Source organism: Wolbachia endosymbiont of Onchocerca gibsoni, assembly GCF_029169405.1.
GTDB lineage: Bacteria > Pseudomonadota > Alphaproteobacteria > Rickettsiales > Anaplasmataceae > Wolbachia.
Window position 1 is genome coordinate 1 of the sequence record NZ_JABUMP010000001.1, and the last position, 20,014, is coordinate 20,014.

A 20,014-nucleotide genomic window follows, 5' to 3' on the forward strand; every position below is an offset into this window, starting at 1 on the left:
CACAATGAGTTGAAGCTTTACAATTATAATCTCACTAAAAAGGAAGAAATTGTGGTATTAAACAAATGCGACTTATTGCAAGAAGCAGAAATTCTTAAAAAGAGAAATTACTTAGTTAATTATCTTAATAAAGAAATACTATGTTTATCAATTAATGATGATTTACAGTCTATTCTAAGATTATTAAGTGAAAAATTAAAAAAAAGCAACTCCAAAAAAACTACTAATGTATACGACCCTTTTAAGATATAAACTCCCCCTATTCAATACTTATACAGGCGTGTGATAATCAAGGATTTTAATAGCTTAAGTGGTTTTTATTAAAAGTATAAAATTTTAGATATAAGGTCCACCACATAAAAAAAGATTCAAAAAAAATGAATGCATATATGAAAGAGATTAAACACGTGAATACGCACCTATGTACATTAAAAAATGTGTACACTTCATTTTAACTGAAATTTAGATAAAAACCTTGTAAGCAGAGATAAATTTTAAGCTCTCTAAATACCTTTATTGTAACCAGTAGTATCATTAAATAAACAAATAAAGTAATCTCTTTATACTAAGAAATCTTAATTTTGCTTTAGTTATTAATCATCTTGAAGTTAAATATCTTGACATCTACCCAATGCTACTACATAATAAATGTGTGCGTTTTGTACACTATGGCAATAAAATTACCTTGTAATAGGTGTATTGGACCCGAGGGCAGTACTCGGCGCCTCCACCATATTTTTACATGGGGGCGAATAAGGATCGACATACATAGTAAAGATGGTAGCTTTGCTCGGTAAGATACCACCGTTAAGAGTTTATAATTTAGATGCAAACGATAATTTTGCTGCTAATGGTAATGTTGTAGCATTAGTTGCTTAAACTAAGCTATAATCTTATTACTATAAGCACGGTTTGGGAACGCCGGGTAACAGAAGGTTCCACAAGAATTTATGTGCATAAAAGTCATATGAATAAAACAGATTATAAAAAATCACTTACCTTTGCAAAGTTTCAAGTTATCAAAAAGGCTTTAGCCATCATATCAAATAATGATTTCACACCTCATTTAGAAATACTATTTTTTACATATTTTAACGGTGTTATCGTGCCAGATTATTTGAAAAAGTCATACCCTACCCAAATGCTTATCATATTACAGCATCAGTTTTATGGTTTAAAAGTTTTTGAGGACAGATTTAGTGTCAGGTTAAGCTTTCACGGAAAACAAGAACAAATTACTGTATCACTTTTTGCTATCAGTGAGTTTCACGATAAAACTTCAGGAGATGTTTTAATATTTGATAAAATCAGTATAGATTCTGACAAGAAATACAATGGTAAAAAATGTACTAAAAAATTATTAAGCAGTAGCATTATACATATAGATCAGCTGCGTGATAAGTAGTCATTGAAAACTCAGTTTCATAACACGCGAAAAAGGGAAAAAGTTACCTTAATTAAACAATGAACAGAAGCTTTTGTGTTGTGATTTATTTACACGTAATTAGGAAACATGTTTTTCCACATCAATGAATATTTATGTACATCATCACTAATTACAAGTCGGATAGCTGTCTGAAGTTGCTCAGCACTTGAATTACTAAGATCCCTATTTGGTGATTATTTTTAATCATTCCTAAAATAATCGCACACAATTCCAGTTTTAGAACATGCCATACTGTAGTATCTTCGAAAGTAACAGAATCAATCAGATATTTTTCATTGAATCCCAAGCCTCATCCTCATCTTAAATCCATCTCTGTTTTCTTTTAGAAAGGTTTTTATTCTATCAAGTGCATTACCCATAGTAAGAGTGGCTGAAGCAAAGTATTAATTAACTGCTTATACAAGGTTATATAGGAATATCCTCTTTTTTTATTTTCGGTATCATTTGAGCTTGAAATTGCAAATTCCTCTTACTTACACACAAGTTCGCAACTTTTAGTTTTACTATACACAATTAACTATTAATTCAACAACATGATTTAAAGGAGTATTTCCAAGCAAATTCTTTATATTAACACTCACCTTTACTTTCAAGCCTCCTTCAAGAAATACTAACCTCAACCATTAACACAAGACCTGAATAATGATCGTTCTCCGCTCTTAAGAGTTAATATTATTCTTCACTNAAATTACCATCACCTTCCATCTGCTGACTTACATACTACATTTTGATCTTACCCTATTTTGAACATTGCTTAGTTTTTACAAGTACCAGTTTAATTATATTGATCTACATTATACGCACCATCATAATTGGTGTAGCTCATATCAAACTACTCAAAAGATTGAAAGTTTTAAGATTTAACATTGCTATATGTTCGGTCAAGCTTACCAAAATTAAAGTCGTAGTTATTATTATTCACAAGTGCAGCAGATACATAAGAAACATTATTCCCTCAATAATTTTAATCTTATCTGTCGCAGAAGGCAAAGTCATGTTGATAATTTTTTCCTGCTATTTTTCGATTCAATCGAACCATCTATCATAAGTATTTATCACTGATTAATCTGTAAGTCATAATTATTCTCAATAAACTCTAATTTTGATATTATTAGGTTAGGAGAATAAAGCAACTTCAGTAATTGATAGACCTTCAGGTATGACTTTTCTTAATCAGTCATCGATAAAAATAAAGAGCGCCGAAGTGTGGTATCTACAACCGCATGATCGCTTAAAAGCGCAATAATATCTTTAATATAGTCTTCTTTAGCAAAATTCTGGATTTCTTTCGGGATTAAAGTATCATTAACATCAATAACAGATCTAAAGAACAAAGAAATTGAATATGGTAAAATGGCTAATACCTGATCAGCTTATTGATTATAAGTATGCTATAGAATTCATGGAAACAAAAGTTCAAGAAATTTATAACAATTCATCCGACGAGCTAGTATGGCTACTCCAACATCCTCCACTATACACAGCAGGGATTAGTGCAATAGATGATGAAATCGTTGAAGAATTGTTTCCTGTGCATAAAACAGGTAGGGGTGGTAAGTATACATACCATGGTCCAGGACAGCGTATTATATATTTAATGTTAAACCTTAAAAAAAGAAATAAATGTGATATAAAACTATATATTAGAAACCTAAGTAATTGGATCATAAGCGTTTTAAGGCACTTCAATATATTTGGAAAATTTAAAGAAGATAGAATAGGTGTTTGGGTAACTAAAAACGGAGTAGAAGAAAAAATAGCAGCCTTCGGTATTCGTTTAAGAAAATGGGTAACTTATCATGGCATAGCGCTCAACGTCTCTCCAGATCTTTCTCACTACAAGGGTATTATCCCTTGTGGACTAAAAGACTACGGTATTACATCAATGAAAAAACTAGGAGTTGAAGCTCCACTCCCTGAATTAGATGATATACTAAAAAAAGAGTTTTATAAGATATTTTAATATATTTTATCATCGTTTACTTTWTATACTCCAATTTANTTTTCCATATAGACTAACTCTATCTATAACAATCAAAATCAAGTTGATATTATTGTTCCCTCTTTCAAGAGAWAWGAGTTAGATCTTATTACTATTAAATACCAAAGCTTTYACTATAATGCTTTGATATTTAACTTTCACCAATTTTTTGGAAAAAATATGCAGTAATGACAATCCTCTTTTTTCCAACTTTGATAAATTTTAAGCAGCTAATTDTGATTAGCACACCAATTAATAATAGCAAAATAATTTAGTGTATTAGAGAAAAATATGAACTTTTTATCTAATTTCCTATTTAGAAAGATAATCCTCTAGTAAAAAAAAAGAATCATTTAAAACAAGCTCATATTCCTAGTGAAGTGGAAGTGGAAATTTTAATAACTTTACTAATTCCGGTACAATAATCTATTGAATCTATAAAAGAAAGATTCACAGAAAGTGTCAATTTTTCTATATCAATTTTCCAAAAAATGGGCAAATTCATGATCACTATATANTCCTTTGTTCTTTAACACKTACACTACTATTATAGTGTCAAGACGAGAAAAAAGATKTCTATTYCTTATSGGTATATATAGAACATAAANNTTTTGCAGATCNAATTTGCAATTNNCAAAATATCTGCAAAATCATCCTAACAAAAATATTTCAATGCATTTTCAAATATGAGCATCCCATCACCATACTTTGGCACAGCGGACTTTAGGCGCTTACACTTTWCTWTTTCAAGTRGCCAGTTATCTTGCTGAGTAAAAAATATCCCTCTCTCTGGATGAGGCATTAAAGCTAACACCTTACCAYTCCTATTTGACAAAGCTGCTARGTCATATATGGATCCATTTGGATTATAAGGAAACCGCAAGTTAGCATAGTTACCATTCTCATCAACGTAACGCAGTGCAATAGAGTTATKTTTAATCAAATGGCTCAAAACACTATTGCTCATAAAAWACTTACCTTCTCCATGAGCAATASGAAGATATAATTCATCTAGACCATGTAGCCAAATAGAATTACTATATGGATTAACTTTANACTCTAATCCAWCGACATTGATAATTGCCTATATCATTACGTACTAAAGCTAAATCAAAAAATTCTGGAATTAATTTTACTAATATTTGACAACCATTGCATATTCCTATAACAAGCTTGTCCTTAGATAAAAAATCTTGAAATTCATTCAATAAGTTGTTCTTAACACGTAGAGCAAAAGCATTACCAGCACCAGTGTTATCACMGTAAGAAAAACCACCTGGAATTACAAGTATATCGCTCGATTTCAATTCATCTGGATTACATATAATTTCAWYAATATGAACAMKTTTYACTTCTACATTACTGATACCAAGTTTTCTGCTGCACTCTACAAATGCAAATGCAGTTTCGTTTTCACWATTTAAACCATAACCAAATAAAATAATAACWTTCATGAATTAAAAATTAAAAAACTCAAATTTCCTTTTCACAAAATTTGCCACTAAATTTAGAGCAAATAACATTATCAGCAAAGCTATAATTGCAATAGCAGCANAGTTCAATAAACGCAATTTCAGGACTACTTGACCATATGTATATTYGTACAGGTAAAACAGTTNGCTGVATCGGWAAANNNGGATACAGGTGTATCAGCGATAAATGCTACCGTACCCACCATAAGCAAAGGAGAGGATTCACCTAMAACTCKTGCAACCGCWWGCATWGTACCATGTATKATTCTYNNTAACGCAATCGGCAAAGAGTGATCTAATATTACCTTGATATGAGGAGGCYCAAGAGCAAAAGCTGCATCCTTTATTGTAANTAGGAACATTTGCAAAGGCATTTTTTGTTGCAATTNGATAATATTAGGCRACATCATAAATGAAAGAGTCATTCCACTAACAAGTGGCGAAGAACGAGGTAGTTCAAATATGCCAAGATAGAGGGTTAGGCCTACTACTCCAAATATTATTGAAGNGTACTGCAGTCAAATTATTTATACTAACCTCTACAATATTAGTCATTACACTATTTCTTGACATAAACTCATGAAGATAGACACCTGACATAATTSCTATTGGTAATGCTAAAGCTAAACATACCATAATCGTCATTMAAGAGCCAACAAATGCTCCTAAAATTCCTGCATTTTCAGGTTCACGAGAATCAGAWTTAAGAAACAAAGATTTATTAAAGAATTTTTTTACCCTTTTTTTTTCTTYTAGCCAGCTAAGTAATTTAGCATAATGATCATTAAAATACTTATTCTTATTTATTGAATTAATTATACTTGATGCGGTAAACCAGATTTCATATTTACCACCATACTCCACTWCTCTACAAAAAAAGTTCTCTAGATTCCTTATAAGAACTACGACTCAGAATCTCGTCACTATTTWTAAAATCAGTTCCTTTAAATACTCTACGCAGTGAATCATTGAGCAGTTCAATGGATTTGTATCTTNAAWTCACTAGGACTACCTGATAAAAAAAAATCAGAGTTTACTTCTATTAGCAATAAAATTTATGTTATTGTTAAGGCGCTATAAGAGTTAATTAATATACTCAGCAATATACATATAGGACAACCAAGTGAAATAACTAACGTTATAANMAGAACAAATATACNNAATACTCTATTTCTTTTATTTTTTCTTTTTATACGAGCGTGTACACGCCTAGAGCGAAGCAACCTAAGGAATTTTGTCTCTATGCTCATTTTACAACTATTCTAAATAAGATATTCTCTTATAGYAAATACTMATACCWTTTTTGTCACTTAGTGCTCACATWATTGTACGATGTTGACGTCAAAACTCCACTTCACTKGCCTAGACCTTATCGCTTTTATAAGCAGTACGCTCTTTTATTCTCGCAGACTTTCCAAATAGTTTACATAAGTAATACAGCTTTGCTCTACGAACTTTNTCCCTTCCTNTGTTACTTGRACTGAAACTAACGTAGGAGAACAAACAAAAAATTGGGATACTATACTTTCCCCATAACTCACTTTCCTAACCGTAAAAGAAGAGTGTAATCCACGATTCCTCTTCGATATACATACACCTTCAAATATTTGAATACGCTCACTTGCACCGTCAACTATTTTAAAAGTGACCTTTAAATCATCACCAGAACGAAACTCTGGTACTTTTTTAATTAGCATTTCCATTTGYTTATTATTAAATTTTTCAAGTAAATTTACCATTTAATTCTCCACCTAATAATTCAGGTCTACGTCTCKTTGTNNTATAATTTGAGACTGTCTCTGCCTCCAATCAKTTATTTTTTCATGGTCACCAGACAACAWAACCTCAGKCACTTTACGTTTTCTCCATTGCTTAGGTCTAGTATATTGAGGATACTCAAGTATACCACCAGTATAATTAAARCTTTCTTCAGTAAGACTATCGGAACTACCTATTACTCCAGGAAGAAGCCTAACACATGTATCAAGAACCACCATAGCAGCTGGTTCACCTCMTGAAAGGATATAATCTCCAATGCTTAATTCATAAGGAGTATACTCATCAATCACCCTCTGGTCAATACCCTCAAATCGACCGCATAATATTGTTATGTGAGAGAATTTWATTAATTCTCTTGCAACGTTCTGATTAAACTTTGTGCCAGATGGAGTCATACAAATAAATCTAGTATTCTTATGGGCAGAAAWARCACTATCAACTGCATTACCWATCACATCGGGACGCATAATCATGACTGCTCCACCTCCATATGGTGTNGNNAACATCGTCTACTGNTTGAATGTTTATCTTCAGCAAAAAAACGTATATCTACTACKTCAAGGTTCCATATTTTTTTTTCTAACGCCTTTCCAGCAAGAGAATACTTTAGGAACCCAGGAAGCATCTCCGGANNAATATGTTMATATTGTAATAGTAACCATCNTTTACAGATTTGTAGCRAACCTAAGTAGAAATTGATATAATGTTTATAATACATAGTCAAACCATTTATGCTACCAGGTAAAMTAATATATGAAGGTAAAGCTMAGTCTATTATTGAAACTAAAGACCCATTAACCGTGATACAGCACTTTAAAGACGATGTWACAGCATTTAATAAAAAAAAACATGAGGTTATTGAAGGTAAGGGATTAATCAATAATTTTATCAGTGCTTTCATCATGGAAAAACTTGAGAAAATGGTAATTAATACACACTTTATAAAAACTCTAAACGAAAGAGAACAGCTAGTTAAAAAACTAAAAATTGTACCTCTTGAAGTAGTAGTGAGAAACATTGCAGCAGGCAGTTTTTGTAAGCGCTTTAATATAAAAGAAGGTAAGAGACTTACATCTCCTATAATTGAGTTTTTTTATAAAAATGATAGTCTAGCCGATCCAATGGTAAATGAAAACCATATCATATATTTTGGCTGGTTATTTCGTAAAGAAATAGAAAAAATTAAAATTATAACCTTAAAAGCCAACACATTTCTAATAAACTTATTTTCAAATGCAGGAATGAACCTAGTCGATATCAAATTGGAATTTGGCAGATTAATAGATAACGATACAAAAATCGTCTTAGCTGACGAGATCAGCCCTGATAATTGTAGATTATGGGATAAAAATACACACAAAAAATTAGACAAAGATATTTTCCGTTTAAGCTTAGGAGACTTAAAAGAAGCATACTTAGAAGTTGCAAAAAGGTTGTCATTAAAGTTAGATTAACTAAGTACTATTCTATCAAAGGAAGGGTCGCATACCTCATTGAGTTTTCCAATAATTTTAATCTTCTCCCCATGTTTTTGAAAATGATTTTTTACATTTTGCATATCCTTAGGATCCACGATCAATACCATACCAATACCACAATTAAATATCTTTAACATTTCTTTCTTTCCTATCTTGCCTTCTTCCATTAACCATAAAAATATATCTGGCCATTCCCAAGAATTAGTATCTATATTTGCAAACAAATTCTTTGGAAGAATCCGTGGGATATTATCTACCAAGCTACCACCTGTAATGTGTGCAATGCCTTTTACTTGCGGTGTAATAGGTAACAAAGAGTCAACATATATTTTTGTTGGCTTAAGTAACACTTCTCCCCAAAATTGGCTATTCCATGGAGACAAATCATTATAGCTTATACCTAAATCTTTAAAAACACAACGTACTAAAGAGAACCCATTTGAGTGAATTCCACTTGACTCTAACCCAACTATATAATCACCAGCCTTCATTATACTATAATTTGGAAGAATTTCACTTTTATCAATTATTCCAACTACAAATCCTGCAAGGTCATAGTGATCATTGCCATACATTCCAGGCATCTCTGCAGTTTCCCCACCAATTAACCCTATCTTAGCTTTCTTACATCCCTCTACAATACCACAAACTACAGAAAGCAAAACATCTTTATTCAAAATACCAGTTGCAAAATAATCAAGAAAAAATAAAGGTGTTGCTCCCTGTGCAAGTAAGTCATTTACACACATTGCAACTAAATCTATACCTATAGTATCATGTTTATTTACTTCTTGAGCTATTAACAGCTTTGTACCTACCCCATCGGTTGAGGAAACTAATACAGGATGATTATAATTTTTAATTAACTTAGCAAAATCAAACAGTGCAGAAAAAGAACCTACTTCACTAAGTACTTCTTCCTTTTTAGTTTTCTCAACAATAAGTTTGACTTCTCTTATCAACTTATTATACAGTTCGAGATCTACTCCCGATTTAGAATAGGTATTCATAATCTCTTTGTAAACTTTATAGTTATTAACACTATATTAATAAGCCATCACAAAAAGTACAACGAAACTTCCTCTCAATTGACTATCACACATTTACCAATATAGGGTAATTTAAATCATTTACAATCGCCTAATGAATAAAAACATCAAAAATATGTTATTAATAACAGAGTTACTGTCAGGACAGCTGCTTCATGACTTCGCTAATTCTATGAATGGAATAATGTTTGGCTTAGAAGAGTTTGAAGAATGCAATAAGAATAATGACATTGCATGCAAAGAAGCGTTGTCATTGCTTAAAGAAAGTTCTGATGATTTAATAAATAAACATAAAGTTATGAAGCAAGCATATTCTTCTTCAGCAGATAATTACAATTTTGACCAAACTAAATCTAACATTGAAAGTTACTTATTAAAAAAAAAGTAAAGTTTATGTGGGAGATAGACGAATATCCTGTAAAAGGTAAGGAAGATTTAATTGAAAAAATAAATAAGATAATTTCTAATATGGCACTAACTATAGCTAGTGTGATAGCAGAAGTTGAATTAGTTTCTGTTTTATTAAGCCAAACAGAAGGTAAAACGTTATTAACCATAAAAATTTTAAACAAGCACAAGTTAATGAGTAAATCTTTAGCAAATAAATTAACAAAAAAAGATAGTANNTTAATTTAAATGCAAAAGATGTTAATGTATATATGACTTCTTTATTACTAGAATATTATAACACTGAAATACATTGTTCTTGTGAAAATAATTTGCTAGAAATAGGTTTAGTTTTAACTCAAGGATAACCTCACACTTTACAAAAAGTATTTACAAGTTTAAGCCTTAATATAAGGAACTGAAGTTGTTCAGCCTTTTTAAAGGAAGGCATATTCACTAGACGAGTATCAACACGTTGTAAATTCTTTTATCTAAAAATGAGACAATTTTTTATAAAAGAAACCAATCTACTTTTTATAATCATTGAGGTCTAATATTATTCTATTAATGTAGCGCTCACTTGCATCCTTAATGATAAACTTTATACCATTTTTATACTTGATAATTTCACCCTCAGAAGGCACCTTACCTGCAATTGAAAGAATTAATCCACCAAGCGTAACGTAATCCTCTTTTGGATCACGTAATTCTATTTTTAAACTTTCCTCTATCTCTTTTATAAGAGCCCTCGCTGACACCTCAAACTCATTTTGAGATAACTTAATGATTGTGCATTCAAAAGATTCATTTTCGCTAACGTTCGGTACTAATTTTTCTATGAGATCAATCATTGAAATTAAACCATCAGTTCCACCATATTCGTCTAGTACAACAGCTAAGTGTGGTCTAGCAGACTTCATTTTAATAAAAAGGTTAGTAATCTTCATTGAAGGCGGAACAAATATTACGTTTTGTACAAAGTTTTTCAAATCAAAAATCTCATTTTTATCAAAAAGAACATCTTTTACATAAAAGAATCCTATTATGTTATCAAAGTTGTTCTTATAAACCAGTATCTTAGTGTGGTGAGTACTTCTTATCTTTTTTATTACTTCATGTCTACTGNCGACTCAACGTCTAACGCACATATTTCTGTACGTGGAGTCATTATATCAGTTATATTACAGTCATGAAATTTCAATAAATCATTAAATATATTAAAACCTGGCAGATTTTTCATTAGTGCTTCGATTGCACATTTTCTTAGCATACGAAATCTTCCAAAAAGAAATAGAAAGACTTCACACACAATCTTTTCCCCTAAAGTCCTTTTTTTATTCAAGTTGCTTCCTGTAATAGATAAAACGCTTTCATATTAGATTTATCAAGAAAACTGTTGTCAAATATTTAATAAGTGTGTGAATAACATTAAATTAACCTGTGAGTTGTATGTTGATATAAGATATTAACAGTTTCTCAACAACTTTCTCACCAGCATATACATAACTATGTAACAACACACGATAAAAAAATTTTTTCATAAAAAGAGATTACCAATAATTTAAACATTTCACTTATACACACGATTTACAATAGAAAGCCAATAACATATTAAAGTTATTAACATACTTATCTACAAGTGAGACAAAGAAAGTTATCATTAACCTTCAAACTAGTAACAAATTATTAAGAGATCTATTATTATATATATATTTTTTATATAAAAAAAATGAATAAATCTACTAAATCAATAATAGCAAGAGTTATTAGAAATGGTAAACAAGTCGAAAAAACACCAATTTGGCTAATGCGTCAGGCAGGTAGGTCTCTTCCAGAATATCATAAAGCAATGAAAGGTGTAAGCAACTTTATGAAAGCATGCTATAACACAGATCTAATCACAAAACTAACACTTCAACCAGTAACAAGATTCAACATGGACGCAGCCATAATTTTTTCAGATATCTTAGTAATAGCTGATATTTTAGGATGTGATATAAATTTTACACGCGGTATAGGTCCAATAATAAAGCCTATAGAAGACCCTAAAGAGTTGACTGATTTAGAGAAAATTGAGACTAAAATTTTGCCAATTCTGAATGCTATAAAAAAAGTAAGGCATAAATTACCAGAGGAAAAGTCCCTTATAGGATTTGCCGGTGGACCATGGACAATAGCTTCATATATCATAGAAGGTAGAAACAATAAGACTTTCTACAAAACGCTAAATTTTTGTTCCTTAAAATTGGAAAAAATAATTGAACAAATAACAGAAGCAACGATTATTTATCTAACCAAACAAATAGAGTATGGAGTGGACGTTATTCAGCTATTTGATAGTAATGCTGGCATTCTTCCAGAAAAATTATTTAAAAAATATATTATTAAACCAACAAGAAAGATTGTCCTAGCAATAAAAGATAAATTTTCAGATTTTCCGATAATAGGTTTCCCAAAATCTGCTGGAAAGCTTTACAAAGATTACTGTCAACAGACTAGTATATCTGCGATAAGCATAGACTATGACATTTCAGTAGAATGGGCAAAGACAAATCTAAAAGTTCCTTTACAAGGTAATCTTGATCCTAGTCTTTTAGCATACGATCGAGTAGGGGCAATTAAAGAAGCAAAACACATAATGGATTGTTTTAGAGATTTACCTTTCATATTTAATCTTGGGCATGGAGTACTTCCTGATACTCCAGTTGAAAATATTGTTGCATTAGTGGATCTAGTAAAAAATTATTAATACGATAATGAAATTTCTGGCTTTTTTGTTGAACGAGGTTTATTATTTGGATTTGGCTTCAGTAAGATTATGTTAGAACTCGCGAAAAGAATGTCTTTAATAAAACTATCACCTACAATTGCTGTAACTGATAAGGTAAACAGACTAAAAAGTGAAGGAAAAGAGATCTGTATTTTAGCTGCAGGGGAACCAGACTTTGATACTCCAGGTCATATAAAGAAAGCAGCTATCCAAGCAATAAATGAAGGTAAAACTAAGTATACTGCTGTTGATGGAACTCGTGAGCTTAAAGAAGCGATAATTAATAAGTTAAAAAGGGATAACGATCTTGAATATATGCCTAGCCAAATCTGTGTTGGTGCTGGTGCTAAACAAGTACTGTTTAACTTGTTTATGGCAACGATTAATCCTGAAGATGAAGCTGTAATTCCAGCTCCTTGCTGGGTTTCGTACGTTGATATGGTAAGCCTTTTTGGCGGCTTACCAATTGTGGCAGAATGCAAGGAAAACTTTAAACTGACATCGGAGTTATTGAGGAGTAAGATAACTGAAAAGACTAAATGGTTAATTCTCAATTCACCAAACAATCCAGCAGGAGTTGTATATACATATGACGAATTGAAGAAAATAGCACAGGTATTGCTTGAGCACCCACACGTAAACATTATTACAGACGATATTTACGAACACATAGTGTACGATGGGAAGTTTTTTACTATTGCTCAGGTTGAGCCAAGGCTCTATGACAGAGTTTTTGTAGTTAATGGAGTATCAAAAGCTTATGCAATGACAGGTTGGAGAATAGGTTATGTTGCTGGTAGAAGTGATGTAGTAAGAGCCATTTCTATACTGCAGTCTCAGAGTACTTCAAATCCAAATTCAATAGCACAGGCGGCAGCAGTTGAAGCATTAAATGGTAATCATGATTTTCTAAAAGAAAGGATAAAAATTTTTAAAAATCGTAGAGATTTTGTGGCTGAAAAATTGGGCTCAGTTCCAGGGTTGTCGGTGTTTATTCCACAAGGTGCGTTCTACTTGTTTATTTCGTGTGAAAATCTATTGGGTAAGAGTACAAAAAACGGTAAAATAATAAATAATGATCTTGATTTTGCTGAGTATTTGTTAGAAGACCATTTAGTTGCTGTGATTCCAGGGGTTGCATTTAGTCTGAAAAACTTTATCAGAGTTTCTTATGCGACTTCTCAGGAGCAACTAGAGATTGGGTGTAATAGTATTGTAAAAGCATGTAAGATGTTAAGTTAGCTATTCTATATTCCCTTGTGTTAATAAAATAAATCTAATAAATATTATATTTAGTATTAGTTAGCTTATTTTAAGTGGTATAGAATTGTACCTCTAAATAATAGTAATGTAGCTTTTTTCTTATTATCCTCCTATAGGAGCCTTTCTAGTTTACAGCTTTGTAAGTCTTTATTTTTTCTTATTGGCAATAAGTATAGCATGTTCCTTTTTGTATATCTTGCATAATTTAGATTGGCGTAAGTTATATAGATACAATAATGATAGGAATAAATATTTTTAATGATCTAGTTAATTTTAGACCGTTTAATTTTTCCTTACTTTGGTAACGTTCAATATTGTAGGCTTGAAGGTTTTACTAGTAAATAATTAGAAATTAGTTGTAACAAAAATCAGAGTAAAGTGAGTTAGGAAATTTGTTTTCCTATGTTAGTAGTGTTTACTAGAAGTTATCTTTAGCTTTCTCACTTATAAAGAAAGCCGTTTCCCATTAATCGAATGAATACATTTTTATATTTAGCTTCTCATTTTTCTTATTTTGTTAAATCAAGTTTATGTTGTTTATCTTATTTACTAAATTTTCTTCTTTAGATTTTTTAAATAGCTTCTGTTGATGTGATGTTTACTATTGAATTTTATAATGACTTTTTTCTTTTTTAGGTAAGTGCTTGGAAGTTTTAGCACCTAGTGTTTAGCAAAAACCAAACAAATTTTTTATCAAGTCTTAGATCTTTATATAGACTTTCTAAATTTTTATCATAGTGCTTTGCTTGATTTACGATGAATTTTATTATTTCTTCTATCTTGCTTAAAAGCTTTTCTATTTAGTCTATCGTGTCTGTTACCTAAATGGTATGTTAGGTGTCTTACTTAATACTTTGATATGTGATTTTGTAGCATATCATTTGTTGTTCTCGTGTTCGCTGATCTAGCTTTTACTTTAGTATTATGTTATTCTATATGTAAAGAGGCTAATCAATTCGGTAGCTGTGATGGTTTTGATGCTAAGTTTTATTAAAAATAATACTATTTAAGATAAGATTTTACTATAAAATAAGAGTATAAATGAAATTTGTGAAGGAAACAAAGTAAAAAGCCTTTTTAGAAAATATTCTCTTTATGCTATAAAATTTAGTCAATATGATAGTTATGAATTTAATTTTGTTAAACTTTAATAAATTGAAAAAATATTTGCAAAGACGTTGCTTTTTGTAACTAGAGCGTCTATAGTAGTAAATTTAAAATGAGTTTTATGCTACAGAGAAAGTTTTTAGTATGGTTATTAGCATCACTCTTTTATACATATCAATATATATTACGTGTAATTCCAAATATAATCACACCTGGGTTAATGACGAAGTTTAATATAAACATAGTTGATGTCGGTCAATTTAGTGGGTTATACTATATAGGATATACGTTAGCTCATATACCTATTGGTCTTTTTCTTGATAGATCTGGGCCAAAGCTTATTTTGCCTATATGCACTATTTTAACATTTGTTGGAACATTACCACTTATATGTTTTGATGAATGGTATCCTTCAATACTTGGCAGAATACTTGTTGGAGTTGGATCATCTGCTTCAGCAATTGGGATCTTCAAAGTTGCAACCATGTATTTCTCTCGAGAAAGATCAGCAAAAATGACTAGTTTATCTATGATAATAGGGTTACTGGGAGCTATTTATGGTGGATTACCTCTAGATTTCTTACTTAATAGCTTTGGCTGGGATTATGTTATATATGCTTTCTCAGCAATTGGTTGTTTACTCGCTTTGTTGTTATTTCTTGTAACACCAAATAATGATACACAAGAAGCTATAAATAGTAATATACTTCAAGATTTAAAAAGTGTACTTTATAACAAGCACATAGTTTTAATTAGTTTTTTTGGTAGCTTAATGGTTGGTCCACTAGAAGGTTTTGCTGATGGCTGGGCAAGAACGTTCTTATGTGAAGTCTATCAGATAACAGGAGATTTGGCATCTTTTCTTTCTTCTTTTATATTTATAGGTTTTGGAGCTGGAGCATTCTTTTTAGCTTTTTTACTAGAAAGGTATCCAAGTAAGCATTATGAAGTGATTATTACATGTTCTCTTACAATGATTATCAGCTTCATCTTACTTTTTATACAGGCTGGTGGTTTATATGTTGTGGTCCCTACACTTCTTATTATCGGTTTTGCATCTGGATATCAGGTAATTACCATTTATAAAGCAATAAGCTACGTAAGCAATAACTTAGTAGGATTAGCTACAGCTGTTTCAAATATGATAATTATGATTTTTGGCTATTTTTTTCATATTTGGATTGCAAAAATAGTAAATTTCTATTGGGATAGAACAGTAATACAAGGGAATCCCGTGTATGGTCCTGAACTGTTGATAAAGGCAATGTCAATTATTCCTGTATGCTTACTTTTGGCTGTTTTCGGTTTTGTGTGGTTAAAGAAACGTTCTTAAAACTACTTGTAGGTAAAGTGTATTTTAGTATTATTAAACTTAACGTGGTTTAATTTATGGCAAGCGTTTCAGAAGAAGTTTTCATCCTTAAAAAGGATTTAAGATTTTCTGATAGTGAAGTTTATCAATCTATAGAGAAAGAGTTGCAGCGTCAAAGGTCACAACTGCAACTGATTGCATCAGAAAATTTTGCAAGTAGAGCAGTAATGGAAGCGCAAGGTTCTTTTCTAACTAATAAATATGCAGAAGGTTATCCAGGAAAAAGGTATTATTGTGGCTGCGAATATATAGATGAAGTTGAAAATCTCGCCATAAAAAGACTTTGTAAACTGTTTGGTGTTAAGTTTGCAAATGTTCAACCTCACTCTGGTTCTCAGGCAAATCAAGCAGTGTTTGCTTCACTGCTTTCTCCAGGCGATGCAATACTTGGTTTATCACTAAGTTGTGGTGGGCATTTAACTCATGGTGCAACGCCGAGTCTTTCTGGTAAGTGGTTTAAGTCAATTCAGTATACGGTTAGACGAGATACTTATTTGCTTGATATGGATGAAATAGAAGAACTAGCGCTTAAGTATAAACCAAAATTAATAATAGCTGGTGCTTCTGCTTATCCAAGAAGAATAAACTTTAAGCGTTTTCGTGAGATTGCAGATAAGATTAGTGCATATTTGCTTGCAGATATTGCTCATTATGCGGGGCTTATAGCAGTAGGTGAGTATCCATCACCTACTGAATATGCACATGTTATAACCTCTACTACTCATAAAACTTTACGCGGCCCTCGTGGTGGGATAATAATGACAAATGATGAAGTATTACATAAAAAAATTCAATCTGCAGTTTTTCCAGGATTACAAGGTGGACCGCTTATGCATGTAATAGCTGCAAAAGCTGTTGCATTTAAAGAGGCATTAGCACCGGAGTTTAAAACTTATAGCAAAAAAGTTATTGAGAATGCTAAAGTTTTAGCTCAAGCTCTGAAAGAGTATGGGCTGAACATTGTAACTGGTGACACTGACTCTCATATGGTGTTAATTGACTTAAGACCGCAGAAATTAACTGGAAAAGGGGTTGTGGATAGCCTTGAGAGAGCTGGTATTATTTGTAATAAAAACTCTATACCGTTTGATACAGAAAAAACGACTATTACTTCAGGACTGCGTTTCGGTACCGCTGCTGAAACAACACGTGGGCTTGAGGCGAAAAATTTTAAAGAAATAGCTGAGCTAATAAATAAAGTGATTCAGGGATTAATCAATGGAGATAGCTCAAATGTCGAAAAAGTAGTGAAAGACAAAGTTGAGAAGATTTGTAATAATTTCTCTATTTATTAGTTGTGATGATATATATTGCATCATCCTAATATAAATGTATAAGCTGTATGGGATTGTGGTTTGTAGTTAATTTTCGTAATAGACAGTATTTTTTAATACCTTTGATGATATCGCCTCAATATGTAATACTTGAATCTAAATAATGAGGATTATCTTTATTCTATGGCTTAACTATAAGATTTAGTTTTTGAAGTACTTAGATTCCAGCGTGTGATGCTGGAATGATAAAAAAATACAAAAGTAAATATTGTAACATGTAATCTAAGTTAATTTACCAATCACTAGAAAAGTTAAATATTTTCGTTAATTGAAACCTCAAAAGCTAGTTGGTATTATTTTTTTACAGAGCCTTATAATTTTCTAATTCTTTACATTAACTTCAATCTTAAGGGCACTTTAAAACGTTGTGTTACTGCCTGCTAGGGNTTTCTTTTACTGCAGTACGTAAGTCTGTATTTTCTACCATAGCTTTTTTGTAAGTCTATGTTACTTACAAGATCTATTTTTAATTAGAGTTTTTGAACACCTTTACATCTTTTTTCCTAAAATTATTTTTGCTTTTGTAGCGCTGAATAGTTAAGCAGCTGCATCTATAACTTACGTGGTAATAAGCTTTTTTGCTACTTTTTCTGCAAGAACTAGTTTATCAGTTTTACTACTTTCTACAGAAGTAAATTTTTCAGAACTACACCTAAATCGTTTATATTATACTTATTTGTATAATACCATAATTAAGCTCTCTGTTTGTTCTTCCTTTTCCTTCTATGTCAAGAGGTATATTTGTTTTGCTTACCTTATCTTCCAGGTTACAATTTTAACTTTCCTAAATTTATTGGGCAAGCTCCTTTATCATAATAGTATTCAATTGTCTTTAATTTTATGTAGATTGAACGATGAGAGTATTACGTAATTAGTTTTATATTTAATTTTTATGTTATATGCTCATGTCTTTATTAGTTTCACCTTATATTCTTAGGTTTTTAAGTTAAAATACACTATAATTCATTTAAGATAATGCAGAACACCAATTTGCAAGGGTAAATATAAATGAGTAAACAACTGTCTGCTGCTAAGTTTCTTCTATATTTTTTTGTTTAGAAAATTTCTTGAATATTAAAACAATTTAAAAGCACACAGTGTCACAAAAGATACTAATATCATAATAGACAGTAAATTATCTTTCTCTATTTAGTTAGAGTTATCCAGAGAATTTCTTAACTGAAAAAGCTGACTATGTTTTCTTTTACTTCCATGCTGTCTGTCATATTGTTTATTCTCATGCGAAATTCAGATGAATTTTTAAGCCCGATACTATACCAGCCTATATGCTTGCGGGCTATTTTCATTCCTATATCGTTTCCGTAATACTCAAGAACACTATCGTAATGTTCAAGTATTATACTTAATTTTTCTAAGGCTGTTGGTTCGGAGATTTTGCTTCCGCTTATAAAATTTATTGCTTGATTAATCAACCAAGGTTTACCATAAGTACCACGACCTATCATTACTCCATCTGCTTCAGACTCTTTGAGAGCTCTTTGAATATCGTTTATATTTTTAATATCACCATTTACTATAACTGGAATTTTTACTTGCTCTTTGACACTTTTAACAAATTTCCAGTCTGCTTGGCCACTGTAAAGTTGTGCTCTTGTTCTTCCATGAATGGTTATCATTTTTGCACCTAGATCCTCTGCAATTTTTGCTAAACGGGGAGCATTACGACTTTCATTGTTCCATCCAGTACGCATTTTTACTGTAACTGGCACATTAACTGCTTTAACTACAGCTTCAATTATTTCAGCGGCCTTTTTTTCATCACGCATTAGTGCTGATCCTGCGTAACCATTTACAACTTTTTTTACTGGGCACCCAAAATTTATATCTATGATTTTTACACCCATATCCGCATTTAATTTTGCAGCTTCTGCAATCACATCTGGCTCATATCCAGCAAGCTGCACAGCAGTTAATTCATCAACTTTAGCTTTTTGCATACTTTTGCGAGTATTTATAATCATGGCTTTGCTTGCGATCATTTCTGAGACTAATAAACTTGCACCAAGTTTCTTTACAATGCTTCTAAATGGGTAATCAGTTACCCCAGACATTGGTGCCAAAATTACCGGAGAATTGATTATTAAATTTCCTATTTGAAGAGGTATAAGGTTCTTTTTCATAATAACATAATGCTATACCAACTTTTCTTTTCCTTTTTTGAAGTAGAATATAAGGATATTTGTGTTTCCGGTATGAGCTCACATAACAGCCCATTTTTCAAATCTTCCTTCTATTGTTCATCTTTTATGAGTGCTTCCTTTGAACTTATTGTATCTTTTTGTTATGGATAACATATTAGTTCTACGGACACTAACTAAATTTTAATGAATTTTGAAAATAAAGTCAATTGTACTGATCTTAACGTTTATTAGTGATATAAGTAAGGACATTGAGTATTAAAGGCTTTTGAGGTACAGTAACAATGTTGGTAGTAATGCAATATATGCATGACATAAGATATATACGAAAAAAACCTGAAGAATTTGAGAAGATTATGAGGGAAAGAGGAATTAAAGAGTTTACTGTAAGAGAGGTATTAGAAATTGATCAAGAA

General features: G+C 31.2%; 11 protein-coding genes, 1 other RNA gene and 6 pseudogenes. 10 read left to right on the top strand and 8 right to left on the bottom strand.

The window, feature by feature from the left end; genetic code table 11:
* The 3 genes and pseudogenes from HSX44_RS00005 to HSX44_RS00015 all read left to right on the top strand — a co-directional run.
* Positions 1–252: pseudogene (locus tag HSX44_RS00005) on the top strand (GTPase ObgE); the annotation flags it as partial.
* 361 nt (positions 253–613) lie between these two features.
* Positions 614–943, top strand: a transfer-messenger RNA (tmRNA) gene (gene ssrA / locus HSX44_RS00010).
* Between the two features lie 24 nt (positions 944–967).
* Positions 968–1,405, top strand: coding sequence for a ClpXP protease specificity-enhancing factor SspB (locus HSX44_RS00015; RefSeq protein ID WP_338063359.1), 438 nt, complete (start codon positions 968–970; stop codon positions 1,403–1,405).
* 151 nt (positions 1,406–1,556) lie between these two features.
* On the opposite strand, the gene HSX44_RS00020 is transcribed toward HSX44_RS00015, so the two are convergent.
* A complete protein-coding gene (locus HSX44_RS00020; RefSeq protein ID WP_275601763.1) occupies positions 1,557–1,733 on the bottom strand; it encodes a hypothetical protein in 177 nt (58 codons plus the stop codon).
* Between the two features lie 1,059 nt (positions 1,734–2,792).
* Here HSX44_RS00020 and lipB point away from each other — a divergent pair.
* Positions 2,793–3,410: a lipoyl(octanoyl) transferase LipB gene (gene lipB / locus HSX44_RS00025; RefSeq protein ID WP_275601764.1), complete on the top strand. Its 618-nt coding sequence runs from the start codon at positions 2,793–2,795 to the stop codon at positions 3,408–3,410.
* 673 nt (positions 3,411–4,083) lie between these two features.
* Here the strand turns inward: lipB and HSX44_RS00030 are convergent.
* From HSX44_RS00030 to trmD, 4 pseudogenes are all read right to left on the bottom strand, one after another.
* Positions 4,084–4,882 (bottom strand): annotated as a pseudogene (locus tag HSX44_RS00030) (phosphoribosylformylglycinamidine synthase subunit PurQ).
* Positions 4,883–4,885: 3 nt separating this feature from the next.
* Positions 4,886–6,150 (bottom strand): annotated as a pseudogene (locus HSX44_RS03900) (ABC transporter permease family protein).
* Between the two features lie 112 nt (positions 6,151–6,262).
* Positions 6,263–6,639 (bottom strand): annotated as a pseudogene (rplS, locus tag HSX44_RS00035) (50S ribosomal protein L19).
* Positions 6,623–7,304, bottom strand: a pseudogene (trmD, locus tag HSX44_RS00040) (tRNA (guanosine(37)-N1)-methyltransferase TrmD). Before trmD ends, rplS begins: the two co-directional pseudogenes overlap by 17 nt.
* Before the next feature lie 106 nt (positions 7,305–7,410).
* Here trmD and purC point away from each other — a divergent pair.
* Positions 7,411–8,133 (top strand): phosphoribosylaminoimidazolesuccinocarboxamide synthase, encoded by a 723-nt coding sequence (gene purC, locus HSX44_RS00045; RefSeq protein ID WP_275601765.1) that lies wholly within the window; start codon positions 7,411–7,413, stop codon positions 8,131–8,133.
* Here the strand turns inward: purC and purM are convergent.
* Positions 8,130–9,167, bottom strand: a complete 1,038-nt coding sequence (gene purM, locus HSX44_RS00050; RefSeq protein WP_275601766.1) for a phosphoribosylformylglycinamidine cyclo-ligase — start codon at positions 9,165–9,167, stop codon at positions 8,130–8,132. The genes purC and purM overlap by 4 nt on opposite strands.
* Before the next feature lie 133 nt (positions 9,168–9,300).
* Here purM and HSX44_RS00055 point away from each other — a divergent pair, with 133 nt between their 5' ends.
* Positions 9,301–9,594: a hypothetical protein gene (locus HSX44_RS00055; protein WP_275601767.1), complete on the top strand. Its 294-nt coding sequence runs from the start codon at positions 9,301–9,303 to the stop codon at positions 9,592–9,594.
* Between the two features lie 526 nt (positions 9,595–10,120).
* Here the strand turns inward: HSX44_RS00055 and HSX44_RS03905 are convergent.
* Positions 10,121–10,935 (bottom strand): annotated as a pseudogene (locus HSX44_RS03905) (transporter associated domain-containing protein).
* A 387-nt stretch (positions 10,936–11,322) separates the two neighbouring features.
* Between HSX44_RS03905 and hemE the strand changes: the two are divergent.
* The 4 genes from hemE to glyA all read left to right on the top strand — a co-directional run bounded on the left by hemE (position 11,323) and on the right by glyA (position 17,400).
* Positions 11,323–12,342 (top strand): uroporphyrinogen decarboxylase, encoded by a 1,020-nt coding sequence (gene hemE / locus HSX44_RS00065; protein WP_275601769.1) that lies wholly within the window; start codon positions 11,323–11,325, stop codon positions 12,340–12,342.
* A gap of 69 nt (positions 12,343–12,411) precedes the next feature.
* Complete coding sequence (locus tag HSX44_RS00070) at positions 12,412–13,605, top strand: pyridoxal phosphate-dependent aminotransferase (RefSeq protein ID WP_275601770.1); 1,194 nt, start codon at positions 12,412–12,414, stop codon at positions 13,603–13,605.
* A gap of 1,249 nt (positions 13,606–14,854) precedes the next feature.
* Positions 14,855–16,066, top strand: coding sequence for an MFS transporter (locus HSX44_RS00075; RefSeq protein WP_275602385.1), 1,212 nt, complete (start codon positions 14,855–14,857; stop codon positions 16,064–16,066).
* Positions 16,067–16,122: 56 nt separating this feature from the next.
* A complete protein-coding gene (gene glyA, locus HSX44_RS00080; protein WP_275601771.1) occupies positions 16,123–17,400 on the top strand; it encodes a serine hydroxymethyltransferase in 1,278 nt (425 codons plus the stop codon).
* 1,214 nt (positions 17,401–18,614) lie between these two features.
* On the opposite strand, the gene dusB is transcribed toward glyA, so the two are convergent.
* A complete protein-coding gene (gene dusB, locus HSX44_RS00085) occupies positions 18,615–19,565 on the bottom strand; it encodes a tRNA dihydrouridine synthase DusB (RefSeq protein ID WP_275602386.1) in 951 nt (316 codons plus the stop codon).
* Between the last annotated feature and the right edge of the window lie 449 nt (positions 19,566–20,014).